Genomic DNA, 17,568 nt, shown 5'->3' on the forward strand with positions numbered 1-17,568 from the left:
CAAAAAATTAAAATTCATAAAAATTTCATAATAAAAATTATATAAGCAAAATAAAATCGACTTTTTATACAATATGTGTAATTTAATCGATGTATAAATATTAAATATATTATTGTAATTTTAGAATTCATTGCGATTTTCCAAAAAAAACAATCGATTACACGTTTACAATTTAAGATATTTTTAAGTGTATTTTTAACATTTAAAAAACAAAAAGCACAAAACCAAACTTTATATCGCTCTCCTTTTTTTACAAAGTTTTTCTTTACAAAAAGACAGCAGTAAAATACTCGAGATAAACTTTTAAAACATTAAACACTTTTCGACCTCAACAAATAATATAAAGCCATAAAAAAACCCTCAGAAAATATCTAAGGGTTTAAATAAAATTTAAAAAGAAAGAAACAATTAGATTCTTTGAAGTTTCAAGTTGTTCCTATGTGCTCTTATTAAAGTAATCGTTATAAGCATTCCCACAATAGACATTCCTACTCCTATTAAATTTGGTGAAGCATAACTATAACCGGCCGTCAAAGGCAGTCCGCCTAAAAACGCTCCCAAAGCATTTCCAATATTAAAACTTCCTTGAAGCGCAGCAGAAGCAATCATCTCAGCACCTTTCGCAGTTCGTATCATAAGCATTTGAATTGGCGCTATTACCGAAAAAGAAATACATCCAGTTAAAAATGTCAAAAACAACGACACGTATTGATTTGAAGAGAAAAAGTAAACCAAAATCAAATCGATTGACATAACAAACAGTAAAGCCAATGTGGTTGGCGCGGGTGAAAATTTATCAGCCAGTTTACCACCTGCAAAATTTCCGACCACCATTCCAAGCCCCGCCAAAACTAAAATAGAAGAAACATCACCTTCAGAGAATTTAGAAACATTAATCAACAAGGGAGCAATATAACTAATCCAAGCAAACAATCCTCCAAAACCAATTGCTGTAATTCCAATAATCAGCCAAGCTTCAGTTTTCTTGAAAAACTCCAATTGTTTTTTCATATTAACAGTCTCTCCTTTTTCTAAACTCGGCATCCATAAATAAATGAATAAAAAAGTGAGCAGTCCAACAATTGTAATCAATACAAAGGTATAGCGCCATAAAAAGTGATGTCCTATATAAGTTCCTATTGGAACTCCAATTAAATTAGCCAAAGTTAAACCCGAAAACATAATAGCAATTGCCTGAGCTTCTTTTCCTTTATCAGCCAAACGACTTGCTACTACAGCACCAACACCAAAAAAGGCACCGTGCGGTAAACCAGACAAAAATCGCGAAGCAAACAAAAAGTTATAGGTTGGAGCAATAATTGAAAGCGCATTAAAAACAGTTAACATTAATGCCAAAATTAAGAGCATTTTTTTGGGCGGAAAGTTTCTTCCAAGAATTACTAGTAATGGTGCTCCAATAACAACACCAAGTGCATATGCCGAAATAAGATATCCAGCAACCGGAATCGACACTTTCATATTTGAAGCAATATCTGGAAGCAGACCCATCATTACAAATTCTGTAATACCAATAGTTAAGCCTCCAAATGAGAGCGCAATAAGACTTTTTTTCATTTGTTTTTATAAGAAAGGAATAGATTTTCTATGTTGCAAATTTAACACTATACGTTTGAATGAAAATTGTACATTTGCGATATAAACTTGTAAATTTAAGTTATGCCAAAATTAAATCAATTCAAAACTTTGGTTATTGATGAATTTGAAGATGACAAATTTCACCTGCCTCCACATACGCATACTTACTACGAAATCATTTATATCAAAAAAGGAAACGGAGTTCATCATTTGAACAATAACCTGCTTCCTTATAAATCAGGTGATCTATTTGTAATTTCGCCAGAAGACAAGCATTACTTTGATATAAAAAAAACAACTCGATTTGTTTATATCAAGTTTACCGATAATTATTTCAACTCAAATAAAAATCTTTTTTGCGATGATTTGCTCCTACATACGCCGGAGGATTTTATGCGGGATAAACTCCTAAAAGAAACTGTTTTAAAATTAGATGATCCTTGCAAAACGATTCTAAAAAATACAGTCGAAAACATTACGGCTTACAACTGCAAGATAGATGTTACTACTTCGCCTATTGTCTTTTATCAAATTCTTTCCATATTTGGTTTGATTAAAGAAACAATCAGAGGAATGAACTTGCAAATGAAATCGGCTCATATCGACAATGAACAAATAGCAACTTATATACATCAAAATATTTACCAGCCAAAACTTGTTCAAATTAAAGTTATAGCGGATCATTTTAATATAGCGCAAACCTATTTCAGTGCTTATTTTAAAAGAACCTTTTCTATAAGTTACAGAGATTATATACATAATCTGAGAACTACTTTAATAGAAAAAAGAATTCACAATAATCAATTACCTATTAAACAAATTGCCTACGAATTCGGTTTTACAGATGAAAGTCATTTATCGAATTATTTCAAAAAGAGAAAAAACATGAATCCCACAGATTTTAAAAAAACGTAACATTCAAAATCTTAAATATATAGGTGCTCTTAAAAAATTTCTTTAAATTTGTACTTATAAAACAATTCTAATTGACGAAAAAAATCCACATATTATATCTATTTTTAACTCTTGGTGTCTTTTTGATGTCAGCTGAGAGTTATGCTTGTGGACGCTCTTCTGAAAAAACTTCACATGAAAAAAGTACTTCTTCAAAAAAGGAAAACCTTGATACTTGCAAGAAAGAGTGCTGTAAAAAAGATCAAAGTCCTAAAAAAGATCAACATGGCTGTAACGGAAAATGTGATCACTCTGGATGCACACCAACTGCTTTATCGTTTAGCTTGATCGCTTTTAATGAATTTGAATTTGACACTGATTTGTTTAATTTCTCTACCGAGAAATCAATCTCGTTTCACAAAACCGCTGCTATTTCAGATGGTTTTACTTCTATTTGGCTCCTGCCCAAAATAAAATAATTGTATTTGCGACAGCCATAATTGGATCTAAACCAGCCTCCAATATATGGTTTTTCATACAAAAGACGCAAATAACTTAATATCGAGACTTAAAAAAAAACATATTAAATTTAAAAGGAAAAATTAAAATCCTTTTTATCAAATTTAGAAAAAATGAAAAATTTCACATCTACAATAGCACTAGCAATCGCATTATTATTTTCTGTAAATTTTGCGCAAGCCAATACAATCGCAACAGAATCAACTGCAACAGAGATTGCTGATTCAAATCAATTACAATCTGTTTATGACGCTTATTTTGCAGTAAAAGACGCTTTAATAAAAAGTGATGCCAAATTAACTTCGGCGAAAGCAAAAGATTTATTGGCTGCAATTACAGAAGTTAAAATGGACAAACTGAAAAATGAAGAACATAATGTTTGGATGAAAGCAGTAAAAAAAATGACTGCTGATGCAAAAAGCATTTCTACAACCAGCGACCTTAAAAAACAACGTGAAACTTTTAAATCGTTGACTAAAAACACTTATGATTTAATCAAAGTTTCAAAATCTAATGAAGTTGTTTACAAACAACATTGCCCAATGGCTGATGCTGATTGGTTGAGCAAAGAAAAAGCGGTTAAAAATCCATATTATGGCTCTTCAATGCTAACTTGCGGAAACGTAGTAGAAACTATCAAATAAATATGACGCTCTACATCAAAAACATGGTGTGCGCTCGTTGTAATATGGTTGTGAAGTCTGAGCTTGAAAAACTTGGACTTCAAACTATTTCTGTAGAATTAGGCGAAGTCAAATTACAAGACGTCATTACTGAAAATCAAAAAGAAATTTTACTTAAGAATCTTCAATCTTTAGGTTTTGATTTAATCGATGATAAAAAAAGTAAAACAATAGAGAAGATTAAGAATCTTATTATTGATTTAGTTCATCACAAAAATGTAGAACTCAAAACCAATTTATCTGATTATTTAGCAGAGAATCTAAATCAGGATTATAATTCATTGAGCAATTTATTTTCAGAAATTGAAAACACCACGATTGAAAAATATTTTATCTGTCAAAAAATAGAAAAGGTAAAGGAGTTATTGATTTACAATGAACTTTCGCTAAGCGAAATTGCTGATATGCTAAACTACAGTAATGTAGCGCATTTAAGCAATCAGTTCAAAAAAGTAACAAGCTACACACCTACTAATTTTAAACAATTGAAAGATAAAAAACGTATTCATATTGAGAATTTGTAATTTTTTAAAACCGTAAAGCACGCAAAGAAACATGTTGTTTTTTTTAATTAATTAAACATATCGTTTGTCATTTCGAGAAACGGAAAATTATACAAAAAATGATATTCTTTACGTGCTTTGCGGTTAAATACCTTTTCCTAAATATTACAAATCATTCTTATAATTATACAACCCGAAATAAACCTTACTTCGGACATTTGCATTGTAATAACTAAAAAAGATAAAACAATGACTCATCAATATATAACTTCAAGAATGTCATGCAATGATTATCGTAAAAAGTCAGAAAACCTTAAACATTATTGAAGGAATTCAGACCGCTTCAGCAATGAGTTTAAGTTCGGTTTCTGCAATCGTACAACATTTACAATTACGAAATCTTAATCTTTAAAAAATCAATATGAAACTATATACTATTATAATTACTTTTTTGATCGCCTTTAGTGCCCAAGCACAAAAAGTAGTTCGGTACGATTTACACGTTCGCGACACGATCGTAAATTTCTCAGGAAAAGAAAAACGTGCACTTACTGTAAATGGAAAAATCCCAATGCCGACTTTGACTTTTACCGAAGGTGATATTGCCGAAATTTATGTGCACAATGATTTAAAAAAGGAAAACACAGCAATGCACTGGCACGGTTTATTTTTGCCAAATAAAGAAGACGGTGTTCCTTATTTAACACAAATGCCTATAAAACCGGGAACAACTCATAAATATACTTTTCCTATAATCCAGAACGGAACTTATTGGTATCACAGCCATTCAGGTTTACAGGAACAAATAGGTCTATATGGTCTCTTTATTATCAACAAAAAGAAAGACGATCCTACTTTTAGAAAAGGCATTGATGATTTACCCACTATTCCAGTAATTTTAAGCGAGTGGACTGATTTAAAACCAGAGAATGTACAACGAATGCTGCACAATGCTAACGATTGGTTTGCTATAAAAAAAGGAACAACACAAAGTTATGCCGAGGCAATTCAAAAAGGGAAATTCTCGACAAAAGTCACCAACGAATGGAAACGCATGAATGCCATGGATGTGAGTGATGTTTATTATGAAAAGTTTTTGATTAATGGGAAAAACGAAGATCAGCTTTCGCAATTTAAAGCAGGCGATAAAGTGAGACTGCGAATTGCAAACGGAGGTGCTTCAAGTTATTTCTGGCTGACGTATGGCGGCGGGAAAATAACGGTTGTAGCCAGCGATGGTAATGATGTTGAACCTGTAGAAGTCGATCGATTGATTATTGCTGTTTCTGAAACTTATGACGTAGTTGTAACAATTCCTGAAAACAACAAATCTTTTGCTTTTTTGGCTACAGCCGAAGACAGAACTGGATCAGCTTCTTTGTTTTTAGGAGCAGGAGCCAAACAGCCTGTTTCACATCTTCCAAAATTGAAATATTTTGAGGGTATGCAAATGATGAATGACATGATGAAAATGAACGGCGAAATGAATGATATGGGTATGAAAATGTCTCTCAACAAAATGGACATGAATGCTGTGATGTATCCTGAAATTTCTGGAGAAGAGGAATCAATGAAAAAAGTAGATCATTCGAAACATGATATGAGCGGCATGAAAATGTCAAGTGATACGACTGAAACTGCCGAGATCACAACTTTAAATTACGGAATGCTAAAATCTCCAACAATAACAACGCTGCCCAAAGATGCTCCTGTAAAAGAATTACGTTTTGAGTTATCTGGAAATATGAATCGCTATGTTTGGAGTTTAGACAACAAAGTAATTTCTGAAACAGATAAAATCTTAATCAAAAAAGGCGAAAACGTACGTATTGTATTGTACAACGGATCAATGATGCGCCACCCAATGCACTTACACGGACATGATTTTAGAATTTTGAATGAACACGGCGATTATTCTCCGCTGAAAAATGTTATCGACATTATGCCAATGGAAACAGACACAATCGAATTTCAGGCAAATACTGATGGCGATTGGTTTTTTCATTGCCACATTTTGTATCATATGATGGCAGGAATGGGACGTATTTTTACTTATGAAAATTCAGCTCCAAATCCGTTGATTCATGATCCTAAAATGGCGGACAAAATGCTAAAAATGGACGATCGTATGTTTCATTTTATGGCCGAAAATGATTTTGCTTCAAATGGAAACGATGGAGAAGCAATGCTTGGCAACACAAGATGGAGCATTGGAACAGAATGGAGATTAGGTTATAATGACAAACATGGTTATGAAACCGAAACACACATTGGCCGATACATTGGAAAAATGCAATGGTTTATGCCTTTTATAGGTTTTGACTGGCGATACCGAAAAATGGGAATGGATGAACAGGAACAAAATATGTTTGGTCAAAAGAATACCAAAGACAATCGTTCGGTTCTTAGCGCTGGTATCGAATATACTTTACCAATGCTTGTAAAAGCACAAGTTGAGGTTTACACTGATGGTAATGTGAGAATACAGTTTGAACGAAAAGATATTCCTCTTTCAAGACGCTTGCGAATGAATCTAATGTGGAATACGGACAAGGAATATATGGCGGGTTTAAAATATGTAGCGGGCAGAAACTTTGGGATCACAACGCACTATGACAGCGATATGGGAATTGGTTTTGGAATTAATTTGAATTATTAACACTAATTTTAATGCTTTTTTTCTCTCATTAACTTATTGTTGACAATTTTCAAAACTAAATCGTGTTATATTTGACTTAACATTTTTCAATCAAAAAAAGAATATTACCTAACAATTAAATTACACAAAAAATGAAAAAATTATTTACCCTTTTAGCAATCGCCTTATTTACAATTGGTGCACAAGCACAAGACACAAAACCAGCTCCGAAAAAAGAAAAAGCTAAAAAAGAATCTTGTTCTAAAAAAGCAGATGATAAAAAAGACAAAAAATGCTGCTCTAAAAAATAATTGCAGCATTTATTAAAAGCAAAAGGCCTCAAATATTTGAGGCCTTTTTTTATGTTTTTTTTTTCGCCGCGAATTTCACGAATTGACACTAATTTAAAGTACGCTTAAATTGTCACAAAGAATTCGTGCTAATTCGTGAAATTCGCGGCGAGAAAACTCGTAACCAACTTTGATAAAGAAATCCTTTTAATCTGTGGCAAAAAACTTCAAAAACTATTTTACCATTGCCACATTTCCTGTTCGTGTGAGAACTCCCCAGCTTTGACTTTCGCCTTTTATTGCTCTTCGTAATGCTTTAAATAAAATTACATACATCAATTGTCTGTACACAAATCGCTGTGGAATTAACCATATTAATTTGGTCAGCTTTTCTTTCTCAAAAATAAAAGCTATTACACTAACCAGCATATCAACCAACATAAATGCTATATAGTAAATTAGTATTTTATGAAGACTGTCAGGATCATTATAATTCCAAAATAAACTTAAAATAAGAACTAAATCTGCCAAAGGTGCAAAAATAGGCAGCACAATTTGAAAAAGCAGAATATTAGGCAAAGCGACCATTCCTAACCCTTTATATCTTGGATTAAAACAAGCATCTCTATTTTTCCAAAAAGCCTGCATAATACCATAACTCCAGCGAAAACGCTGTTTCATAAACTCCTTCAAACTTTCGGGAGCTTCTGTTACCGCTACCGCTTCAATACAATTTATAATATGGTAGTCGTTTCTTAAAATACGAATCGTTAAATCGCAGTCTTCTGCAAGAGTATCAGTTGTAAATCCTCCGGCTTTTTCTATCGCTTCTTTTTTAAACGCACCAATTGCTCCAGGAACAACCGTAATTCCGTTGATTAAATCAAAAGCTCTTCTATCAAAATTTTGTGCCGTCGTATATTCAATACTCTGCCATTTCGTAAGCATTGTATTTTCATTTCCTACTTTTACATTTCCTGCAATAGCGCCAATTTCTTCATTGTTTTTTAACTGAATTCTAAATCCTTTCATTAATTGCGAAACAGCATCCGTTTTTAGTTGTGTATCAGCATCAATACAAATTACATAATCATTTTGAGTTAACGCAATTCCGTAATTTAATGCCGATGCTTTTCCTCCGTTTGGTTTCGTCTGTACTTTTACTTTCGGGTTATTAGCAAAAGCTTCTTTGATCATTGCAAAAGTTTTGTCTTTAGAACCATCATCAACAAAAACAATATCAAAGAAAGGATAATCCTGACCCAATAAATTTTCGATTGTTTTTACAGCATTTATTTCTTCATTATAGGCAGGAACAATAATGCTTACCTTTGGAAGCTCACCTTCGAAGTCTTTATAAACTGGCGGATATTTGTGATCTTTCCATTTTTTTATAAAAGCCATGACAGCCATTAACGCAATTCTTAAGAACCCAAGAAAAATGGCAACCCAAAATGTCGCTGTAATAAAATGTCCAAACCAATATCCAAAATCGAAAATAAAATTATCCAATGAAATAAACGGCCCCTTTGCTTCCGGCATAATCTCCTCTTTAGTTTTACCCAGCAAATGAGAAACTGTTGTAAACTGAATATTTCTGTCTTTAAAATATTTAATGATTCGCGGCAAAGCGGTAACAGTAGCCTCTCTGTTTCCGCCGGCGTCATGAAGCAAAATAATACCTTTATCAGGATTTGCCTCATATTGCGATATTGTTCTCTTATAAATAGAATCAGCACTGACACCTTTTTCCCAATCGTTAGGATCTATACTTTCGCCGACTGTATAATAATTTTGAGCTTTACTTAAAGCAATTGGTTTGAGTTCAGCTTCTGTGGTTGGCTCAGCATCTGCATTATAAGGCGCTCTAAAAAGAACCGTACTTCTTCCGGTAACTGCTTCGATTAACAATCGTGTTGTTTCCATTTCTTTAGCAGCCCTTTCCGGACTTACCAAAGCAATATTGGGATGAGTAAAAGTATGATTCCCTATTTCGTGCCCCTCTTTGTAAATTCTTTGCAACAACGGAATATTGTTTTCTCCTTGAATACCAATGACAAAAAAAACGGCTGGTACTTTTTCTCTCTTTAAAATATCTAAAATCTCTGGTGTATAAATAGGATCAGGTCCGTCATCAAAAGTTAAAATAACTTGTTTGTTTACGTTTCCAAATTTGCTGATTACGTATTTAGTTGGTAATTCTACATATCTCTGTTCGGTAATGATTGTTTCCTCTTTATTGATTTCCAATTCAATTTTTCCAGGCGCGGGATCAGCAATAACATTTAATATTTCTCCATCGCCAATATAGGCAGGACTTTCTATTCGTGTATTGACACGTTTCATCACTTTAAAATCAAAAGGCTTATTCTTAAGACTTTCGTTTGTTAAACTTCGATGATAATAAGTCCATAAACGTTGATCTTCGCTGCCTAAACGCCATAAAGCAGTTCCTGCCAAACCGTATTCGTCACTAAACCTGATCGTGTTAAAATTTGTCGCGGCATCTTCAAAATCTACTTCATGTTTTTTTCCGTTGCTGTCTGTGTATTTAAAGGAGTTATTGTAACTGTTATTATCAAACTTTATCGTGGCATTATATTGTTTGGCAATTGCAATTGCTTGATCATACGTGATGGTTTCTCCCTCCTCTTTTTCCTGCCAATCGTATCCATAACCCGCAAAACATAAAATGATTTTTTCTGACGGAATTTCTTTTGCCGTTTTATCTACAATTCGTTCTATCCATTTTTGACTGCTTACAGCTCCGGGAATACTATTAGCATAATGCTCATCATAAGCCATAAGAAACATATAGTCATTGTATTTTGACAATGCTTTTACATTAAAATCATCATCACCTGCCATAATATCCTGCGTGACAAGATATCCCATTGGATGCAGTTTTTCATATAATGCTTTTTGAAAAGCAATTATTGGTTCGTCTGCATTTTCCTTAAATTCTTCAAAATCGATATTTATTCCTTGCAAATCATATTTTTTCAAAGCCTTTACAATGTCATTAATAAGTCTTTCCCTTTTGTTTGTATCATGAAGAATGCGATGAATAAGATCCCCGTCAAATTCACCTTCGCCTAAAGATTCATTTATATTATTAATTAGAGGAAGAATTTTAACCTTCCCTTTTTTCATTACTTTTAATGCTGCTGTATCAATTTCTGTTCGCAATAAATCCGTTTTAGGATCAATAAAAAACCATTCAGGAATGACCATATTGAGTTTGTCAATATTTTTTTGAAGCGAAAATAAACTTTGCGGATCCCAGTCTACATAAAAAGCAGCTCTAACTTCTGAAGCTGTTTTTGCAACAGCAGACTGTTTTTTTAATTTATCTATTTTGCTTTTTGCTCGTAAGAAATAATCAAAACCTTTAAATTTTTTAAGTTCTTTATCTGTCAGATTTTTAGGCGTAACAGGATTTTCTAAACTATGTCCTGCCCGACTGCTATTGGCTAAAAGCGGTAATGGCGGCTTTAATCCTCTTTTTAAAGTGATAAAAAAGATGGGAACCATTAAAATAAGAATAAACAAAATAAGCCGACTTGACCATTGAAAAGTTTTCCAGCGTTTTTGAGTTACGGTCTGAAATACTTGCTTTTTACCATCCATAAACTTTTCTTTTTAGATAAATGCCATTAAAAAATTAATCTGAAATCTTTAAAGCCTTCAACAACATCAATAAAATCCTATATCTTATTATAAATGAAACACTTACGACATAAAGACAATTCTTTAAATTATAAAATTATTATTACTAAATGAAGATCGCATTAATAAACTAATTTTATATACAGCAGTAATTTCGAATAAAATTACAAAAGTAAATCCTGCAAAAAACAAACTAAAACAATAAAATTCAGCATCTTACAAAACATTACGCAAAAAAAATGACCTGTTTAGAACAGGTCATATATAATATTTCTTTATTGCTATTTTATTTAAGTCGAACACTCCATTCAAAATCCATTTCCGAAACCTGAACTCCATCTTCATTTGTTCCTATAGATTTCATCCAAAACGTTTGTCCCTCGCCTGTTTCTATTGTTCTTTGGATTGCATCGGCAATTAAGTGCCCGTCATTACAAACAAAAGTAATTCGGCCAGTTGCTTTTTTGGTGAAGTTTCCTTTATTATTAGCAACAAGCATTGAGATTTTTTTACCGCTTTCTTGTATTTGAGAAATTACCATAGCTCCCGTTGTTAATTCGGCAGCCATTGCTTGAACTGCAAAATACATTGAATTGAAAGGATTTTGGTTTATCCAACGGTGTTTAACACTTACTATACATCTGTCTTTGTCGATTGCCTTTACACGTACACCACAAATGTATGCAGATGGTAATTTGAATAATACAAATTTGTTGAGTTTAGAAACTGATACAGCCATAGAATTTATTTTTTTTGTAAAAATACAAAAAAACTATGCGCGCACAATAAATTGCTTTTACTTTCCTAAATCAGCAGTAAAAACAGGACTTACGAATGGTTTTCAGTCTTTTATAGGTATTTTTAAAATCCGAAACTTGTTAAAATTTTGTTAATATTTGGTACTATGCAAAACAAGATACTGTCTTTTAGCCATATATTTGTATAAGAAATTACTATATACTTTTAATCATGGAAACAACAACACCACTCATCATGGAAACAACATCAGAAAAGAACACTGCAACGTTCACACATTTAAGTACGTTAACTCAGTACATTATTCCATTTGGAAATTACATTTTTCCAATATTAATCTGGACGAGTTACAAAGACAAATCAGAATTTGTAAATCACCACGGAAAGCAGACATTGAATTTTCAATTGAGTTTATTGCTTTACACTTTAGTTTTAGCTTTAATTGCAATTCCAATTTTCTTTGCCGTTATCCTGCAGAACATTCCAATGCAAGCAGTTTTTAATGACGACAATTTTGTCATCAGAAATTTCAACTTCGAAGGAAACATTGGATTAATAAGTATTGGTTTAACAGCAGTTTTACTTTTTGGAGTTTTAAAATTTGTTGAATTCTTTTTAGTGATTTATGCTTCAATAAAAGCTTCAAACGGAGAATTATATAAATATCCGCTCACGATTCCTTTTATAAAGTAATCAACAAATTAAAAGTTATAGTCGAAACTTTACAAGCAATCAACAAGAATGGTTTCGAATTCAATCATCAATCAATCATCATCAATCAAAAAACGAATTGTTCAATCTAAAAAAAACAAAATGAAATTATGAACATTGAAAACACAAAAGCACAGATGCGCAAAGGTGTTCTTGAGTTTTGCATCTTATCAGTATTAAAAGAAAAAGACGCATATACATCTGAAATATTAGACACTTTAAAAAACGCAAAATTACTAGTTGTTGAAGGAACTGTATATCCACTTTTAACTAGGCTGAAAAATGACGGTTTACTAAATTATCGCTGGGAAGAATCGACCTCAGGGCCGCCTCGAAAATATTATGGATTAACCGAGATAGGACAAACATTTTTAAACGAACTTAGCGGCACCTGGACAGAATTATCTGATGCTGTAAATCTAATCACCAATCAAAATCAATAAGTCATGAACAAAACAGTAAATATTAACTTAGGCGGTATGTTTTTTCACATCGATGAAGATGCATATTTAAAATTGACACGCTATTTTGACGCTATAAAAAGATCTCTTAATAATTCGTCTGGTCAAGATGAAATCATCAAAGACATCGAAATGCGCGTTTCTGAATTATTAACAGAAAAACAAAAAAGCGAAAAACATGTTGTAGGACTAAAAGATGTTGACGAAGTGATTACGGTAATGGGACAACCTGAAGACTACATCATTGAAGACGAAGAAAAATCATCTCAATCTTTTAATAATTACGGTGCAAGAAAACACAAAAAATTATACCGTGATAAAGAAAAAGGTATGATTGGCGGTGTAGCAACTGGATTAGGACATTATTTTGGAATTGATGCTGTATGGATCAAAATCTTATTCTTAGTATTTGTTTTTGCAGGTTTTGGAACTGGAATTCTAGCGTACTTCGTACTATGGGTTGTAACTCCTGAAGCGGTAACAACTTCGGAAAAATTGGAGATGACAGGTGAGCCGGTAACCATTTCAAACATCGAAAAAAAAGTACGTGAAGAAATTGATTCATTATCTGATAAATTTAAAAATGCAGATTATGACAAAATGGGAAACCAAGTAAAGTCGGGAGCTGAGAGAATAAGTAGTTCATTTGGAGACTTTGTCATGACCATCTTTAAAATCTTCGCTAAATTTTTAGGCGTAATTTTAATCATGTCTGGAATTAGTGTTTTGATTATGTTACTGATTGGAGTTTTTACTCTTGGAACTAATGTTTTTGTTGACTTTCCTTGGCAAAACTTCGTCGACGCTGGGAACTTTACAGATTATCCTATATGGTCGTTTGGTTTATTAATGTTCTTTGCAGTTGGGATTCCGTTTTTCTTTTTGACTTTATTAGGATTCAAACTATTGTCTCCAAGTTTAAAATCAATCGGAAACATCACAAAATACACTTTGCTGGCAATTTGGATTATTGCTGTTGCAATCGCAATCAGCATTGGAATTAAACAAGCTACTGAAATTTCATACGACAATAAAACCGTAGAGAAAAAAGCACTTAACATTAGTACAAAAGATACTTTGTTTGTAAAATTCAGATACAATGATTATTATGCAAAAGATCTGAATCACCGCAGCGAATTTGAATTTGTACAAGATTCAGCAAACAATCAATTAATCTATTCTAATGATGTTCGCTTACATGTTTTACACACTGATGAAGCTGCTCCATATATTCAAATAGAAAAAAGCGCAAGAGGTAACTCATTTATTGCAGCAAAACAAAGAGCAGAAAAAATTGACTATAAATTTCAAGTTAAAGGAAATTCTTTAATTTTGGACAACTATTTTCTTACAGATGTAAAGAACAAATTTAGAGGCCAAGAAGTTGACGTATACTTATACTTACCAGAAGGGCAGTTATTTAAACCAGACGCATCTGTACAAGATTATGATGATTCTGAAGATGATTTTTTTAATCTGCATTTTAGCGGAAACTACAACTACAAAGTTGAAGGATCAAAAATTAAATGTTTAAACTGCCCAGCTGACGAAAATGAATATGACGATGTAGAGGAAGTTAACCAAATTGATAATGATACAGTAAAAGAAGTTTCTATTAAAATAAATGGAAAAGAAGTTCTTAACGGAAAAAAAACTAATGGAAAGCTAACCACTGATAAAAACGGAGTTGTAATTAAAATTAACTAAGCCATGATCAAAATAATCATTCATATTACAAAATTTATTGTTGCGACTATCACCGCATTATTATTTGCCTCTTGTAATTTTAACATGAAGACAATTGAAGGAAGCGGACACGTAACCATCGAAAAAAGAATTGTTCAAGGGGATTTTCAGAACGTAAAAGTCAGCAATGCTATTGACTTGGTAATCGAACAATCTGATGCTACAGAAATTGTAGTAGAAGCCGATGATAATTTACAGAAAGAAATCATCACAAAGGTTGAGAATGGAACTTTAGTTATTCACTGCAAATTCAATTCTTTCCGAAACATTACGATGAAAAAGGTGACTGTAAAAATGCCTGTTATTAATAAATTAGAGGCTTCCAGTGCATCATCTGTAATAGGTAAAAATATCATTCAGGGAGAAAACATCGAGCTTGAAACTTCAAGTGCTGCAAACATGAATCTTAATATAGAATCAGACAACATCATTATAAACTGCAGCAGCGGAAGTGATGTTAAGATAGAAGGAAAAGCATTGCGAGTTCAAACAAAAGCTTCGAGCGGTTCAAGCATTGACGCGAAGAAATTACTTGCAAACGAGGTGCAGGCAAAAGCTTCAAGCGGCGGAAGCATAACTGCACACCCAATCGTGAGTTTAAAAGCAGACGCATCGAGCGGAGGTGATATTGATTATGATATTGCTCCTAAAACAATCGAAAAAAATGTAAGCTCAGGCGGAAGTGTAAGCCAGCGTTAAGCTGCCCTTAACTGTTAAATATAAAAGAAATCATTCATCGAAAGTGGATGATTTTTTTATATTTGCTAAAATCAAATCTAGAATTAATGAAAAAAAATACTGCACTGCTGCTATTGCTTTTAGTTACAACATTAACTTTTGCTCAAAAAAAAGAAAAAATAAAAGGTTCTAAAATTGTTACTACATCAATTAAAGAAGTAGGAAGTTTTGATGCCATCGAAGTAGAAGACAATATAGAAGTTTACCTTGAAAAAGGAGAAAAAAACGAAATTAAAATTGAAGCTGATGATAATATTCATGATATCATTGGAACAGATTTAAAGGAAAAAACTCTGCGTTTATTCACTACAAAAGAAAGTACCATTTTTAAAAAACTTGCTGTACATGTTATATACACAAATTCACTGACTAAAGTCAGTGTTAAAAATGATGCAATTGTATATGCAATTCAAGAAGTTCAATTAGATGATATTACTTTTAAGAGCATAGATTTTTCAAAATTATTGCTGAATGTAAACTCAAAAAAATTCAGTTTAATTGCGGATGACAGATCAAAAACAGAACTAAATTTAAAATCAGATGAAGCTAGTTTACAATTAAGCAAATATGCCTCAATAAAAACCTTAGTTTCTGCTATGAAATTTAAATGCGATTTGTATCAAAAAGCCAATGCCACAATTGAAGGAATTGCCGAAAAAGCTGCGATTCGTTTAGACAACAATTCTGTTTTTACAGGAACAAAATTCACTTTAAAAGAAGCAAATGTTACAACTGAAGGCTCTGCCATTGCTTCTATTTTAGCAGAAACGAGTATCGCAATAGCAGCTGGAGACAAATCTGAAATCTCATTATTGGGAGATCCAAAAATAGAACTTACCCGCTTTAGCGAAGAAGCAAAACTGATTAAAAAACCGGGTGCACCAAAAGCAAAAACAACAACATTGTAAATAGCTTTCTAAACCACTAAAATTTAGAAGAAACCAATAAACAAAAAAGTCCCATTCAATTAAGAATGGGACTTTTTTCATATTTGCATTTTTCATATTCAAAGAACATGAAAGATAATCCTTTTAGTTTATTCCTTTGAAGCCAAATATCTTTCAGCATCAAGCGCAGCCATACAACCCGTACCAGCAGCAGTAATTGCTTGACGATATACATGGTCTGCAGCATCTCCAGCAACAAAAACACCTTCAACATTTGTTTTAGATGTTCCCGGAGTATTTACAATATAACCTGTTTCATCAAGAGTAATATAATCTGCAAAAATATCTGTGTTTGGTTTATGACCAATTGCTACGAAAAATCCAGTCGCAGGAATATCAAAAACTTCACCAGTAGTTTTATTTTTAGCTTTTATCGCATGAACAACATTTTCATCACCTAAAACTTCAACTGTATCATGGTTCATTAAAATTTCGATATTTTCAGTTTTACGAACACGTTCTTCCATAATTTTTGAAGCTCTGAATTTTTCGCTTCTTACTAACATGGTAACTTTTTTACAAAGCTTAGATAAATAATGTGCTTCTTCGCAAGCAGAATCTCCTGCTCCAACAATCACAACTTCTTGATTACGGTAGAAAAATCCGTCGCAAACAGCACAAGCAGAAACTCCGCCGCCCATTTGTAAATAATGCTGTTCTGAAGGTAATCCTAAATATTTAGCAGATGCTCCTGTAGAAATAATAACCGTTTCACAGTGTAATTCGATTGTATCATTAATCCAAACTTTATGAATATCGCCTGAAAAATCAACTTTTGTAGCCCATCCATCACGGATATCAGCACCAAAACGTTTTGATTGTTCTTGTAATTGAATCATCATTTCTGGTCCCGTAACACCATCAACATAACCTGGGAAATTTTCAACTTCATTAGTGGTAGTCAACTGACCTCCAGGCTGCATTCCTTGATATAACACTGGATTCATGTTTGCTCTGGCTGCATAAATTGCTGCAGTATAACCCGCAGGACCAGAACCTATAATAAGGCATTTAATTTTTTCGATTGTATCTGACATAATGTGAATAGTTTTTTTGTGATGCAAATGTAAACTTTATTATAAAAAATAACACCCAAAATAAATCCGAAATAACTATCTCAAAATAAGTTTTATTTATTTTTCATTTTTCCTTTTGTAAACAAAATTTATTACTATATTTGCATCCGCTTACGGGCAGTACAACAAATACATCTTCGGGGTGTAGCGTAGCCCGGTTATCGCGCCTGCTTTGGGAGCAGGAGGCCGCAGGTTCGAATCCTGCCACCCCGACAAAAGTCTTTTCATTTTTTTGGAAAGACTTTTTTTTTGCTTCAAACTTAAAATGCAATTGAACAGCTATCGCATCCCGATTTTGATCGGGAAGACCACAGCAAATTACAGCCTACTACACTGGAGTT

16 protein-coding genes and 1 tRNA gene are annotated in these 17,568 nt (G+C 32.7%); 13 read left to right on the forward strand and 4 right to left on the reverse strand.

Going from position 1 to position 17,568, the window contains the following annotated elements:
- Nucleotides 1–408: 408 nt before the first annotated feature.
- On the reverse strand, nucleotides 409–1,575 hold the full coding sequence (locus BOW57_RS12390) for an MFS transporter (protein WP_129054643.1): 1,167 nt from the start codon (nucleotides 1,573–1,575) through the stop codon (nucleotides 409–411).
- Between the two features lie 102 nt (nucleotides 1,576–1,677).
- Between BOW57_RS12390 and BOW57_RS12395 the strand changes: the two genes are divergently transcribed.
- The 7 genes from BOW57_RS12395 (at nucleotide 1,678) to BOW57_RS20635 (ending at nucleotide 7,144) form a co-directional block, all read left to right on the forward strand.
- Nucleotides 1,678–2,511 carry an AraC family transcriptional regulator gene (locus BOW57_RS12395; RefSeq protein WP_089054110.1) on the forward strand — a complete coding sequence of 278 codons (834 nt, stop codon included), beginning with the start codon at nucleotides 1,678–1,680 and terminating at the stop codon, nucleotides 2,509–2,511.
- Between the two features lie 71 nt (nucleotides 2,512–2,582).
- On the forward strand, nucleotides 2,583–2,969 hold the full coding sequence (locus BOW57_RS12400; RefSeq protein ID WP_241687440.1) for a hypothetical protein: 387 nt from the start codon (nucleotides 2,583–2,585) through the stop codon (nucleotides 2,967–2,969).
- 153 nt (nucleotides 2,970–3,122) lie between these two features.
- Nucleotides 3,123–3,653, forward strand: coding sequence for a DUF3347 domain-containing protein (locus BOW57_RS12405; protein WP_129054645.1), 531 nt, complete (start codon nucleotides 3,123–3,125; stop codon nucleotides 3,651–3,653).
- A 2-nt stretch (nucleotides 3,654–3,655) separates the two neighbouring features.
- Nucleotides 3,656–4,216 (forward strand): AraC family transcriptional regulator, encoded by a 561-nt coding sequence (locus BOW57_RS12410; protein ID WP_089054107.1) that lies wholly within the window; start codon nucleotides 3,656–3,658, stop codon nucleotides 4,214–4,216.
- A 265-nt stretch (nucleotides 4,217–4,481) separates the two neighbouring features.
- Entirely contained in the window at nucleotides 4,482–4,607 is a 126-nt protein-coding gene (locus tag BOW57_RS20990) for a hypothetical protein (RefSeq protein ID WP_256371873.1), read from the forward strand.
- A gap of 9 nt (nucleotides 4,608–4,616) precedes the next feature.
- On the forward strand, nucleotides 4,617–6,854 hold the full coding sequence (locus BOW57_RS12415; protein ID WP_129054647.1) for a multicopper oxidase family protein: 2,238 nt from the start codon (nucleotides 4,617–4,619) through the stop codon (nucleotides 6,852–6,854).
- A gap of 131 nt (nucleotides 6,855–6,985) precedes the next feature.
- The gene (locus BOW57_RS20635; protein WP_164973701.1) at nucleotides 6,986–7,144 is read left to right on the forward strand and encodes a hypothetical protein; all 159 of its coding nucleotides are present in this window, start codon (nucleotides 6,986–6,988) and stop codon (nucleotides 7,142–7,144) included.
- A 213-nt stretch (nucleotides 7,145–7,357) separates the two neighbouring features.
- On the opposite strand, the gene BOW57_RS12420 is transcribed toward BOW57_RS20635, so the two are convergent.
- Nucleotides 7,358–10,753, reverse strand: a complete 3,396-nt coding sequence (locus tag BOW57_RS12420; protein WP_129054649.1) for a polysaccharide deacetylase family protein — start codon at nucleotides 10,751–10,753, stop codon at nucleotides 7,358–7,360.
- Between the two features lie 325 nt (nucleotides 10,754–11,078).
- Complete coding sequence (locus tag BOW57_RS12425; RefSeq protein ID WP_129054651.1) at nucleotides 11,079–11,531, reverse strand: DUF4442 domain-containing protein; 453 nt, start codon at nucleotides 11,529–11,531, stop codon at nucleotides 11,079–11,081.
- A gap of 254 nt (nucleotides 11,532–11,785) precedes the next feature.
- On the opposite strand from BOW57_RS12425, the gene BOW57_RS12430 reads away from it, so the two are divergent.
- The 5 genes from BOW57_RS12430 to BOW57_RS12450 all read left to right on the forward strand — a co-directional run bounded on the left by BOW57_RS12430 (nucleotide 11,786) and on the right by BOW57_RS12450 (nucleotide 16,112).
- On the forward strand, nucleotides 11,786–12,241 hold the full coding sequence (locus tag BOW57_RS12430; protein ID WP_164973702.1) for a DUF4870 domain-containing protein: 456 nt from the start codon (nucleotides 11,786–11,788) through the stop codon (nucleotides 12,239–12,241).
- Nucleotides 12,242–12,369: 128 nt separating this feature from the next.
- Complete coding sequence (locus tag BOW57_RS12435) at nucleotides 12,370–12,702, forward strand: PadR family transcriptional regulator (RefSeq protein ID WP_008464689.1); 333 nt, start codon at nucleotides 12,370–12,372, stop codon at nucleotides 12,700–12,702.
- Nucleotides 12,703–12,705: 3 nt separating this feature from the next.
- A complete protein-coding gene (locus BOW57_RS12440; RefSeq protein ID WP_129054655.1) occupies nucleotides 12,706–14,427 on the forward strand; it encodes a PspC domain-containing protein in 1,722 nt (573 codons plus the stop codon).
- A gap of 3 nt (nucleotides 14,428–14,430) precedes the next feature.
- Nucleotides 14,431–15,165 carry a head GIN domain-containing protein gene (locus BOW57_RS12445; protein ID WP_129054657.1) on the forward strand — a complete coding sequence of 245 codons (735 nt, stop codon included), beginning with the start codon at nucleotides 14,431–14,433 and terminating at the stop codon, nucleotides 15,163–15,165.
- A gap of 86 nt (nucleotides 15,166–15,251) precedes the next feature.
- Nucleotides 15,252–16,112, forward strand: coding sequence for a GIN domain-containing protein (locus tag BOW57_RS12450; protein ID WP_164973703.1), 861 nt, complete (start codon nucleotides 15,252–15,254; stop codon nucleotides 16,110–16,112).
- Between the two features lie 128 nt (nucleotides 16,113–16,240).
- Here BOW57_RS12450 and trxB read toward each other — a convergent pair whose 3' ends face one another.
- Nucleotides 16,241–17,188 (reverse strand): thioredoxin-disulfide reductase, encoded by a 948-nt coding sequence (gene trxB, locus BOW57_RS12455; RefSeq protein WP_089054099.1) that lies wholly within the window; start codon nucleotides 17,186–17,188, stop codon nucleotides 16,241–16,243.
- 177 nt (nucleotides 17,189–17,365) lie between these two features.
- Here trxB and BOW57_RS12460 point away from each other — a divergent pair.
- Nucleotides 17,366–17,440: transfer RNA gene (locus BOW57_RS12460), tRNA-Pro, on the forward strand.
- Nucleotides 17,441–17,568 lie beyond the last annotated feature (128 nt).

Origin of the sequence: Flavobacterium sp. YO64 (genome assembly GCF_004119505.1) — a bacterium.
GTDB classification, from domain to species: domain Bacteria; phylum Bacteroidota; class Bacteroidia; order Flavobacteriales; family Flavobacteriaceae; genus Flavobacterium; species Flavobacterium oncorhynchi.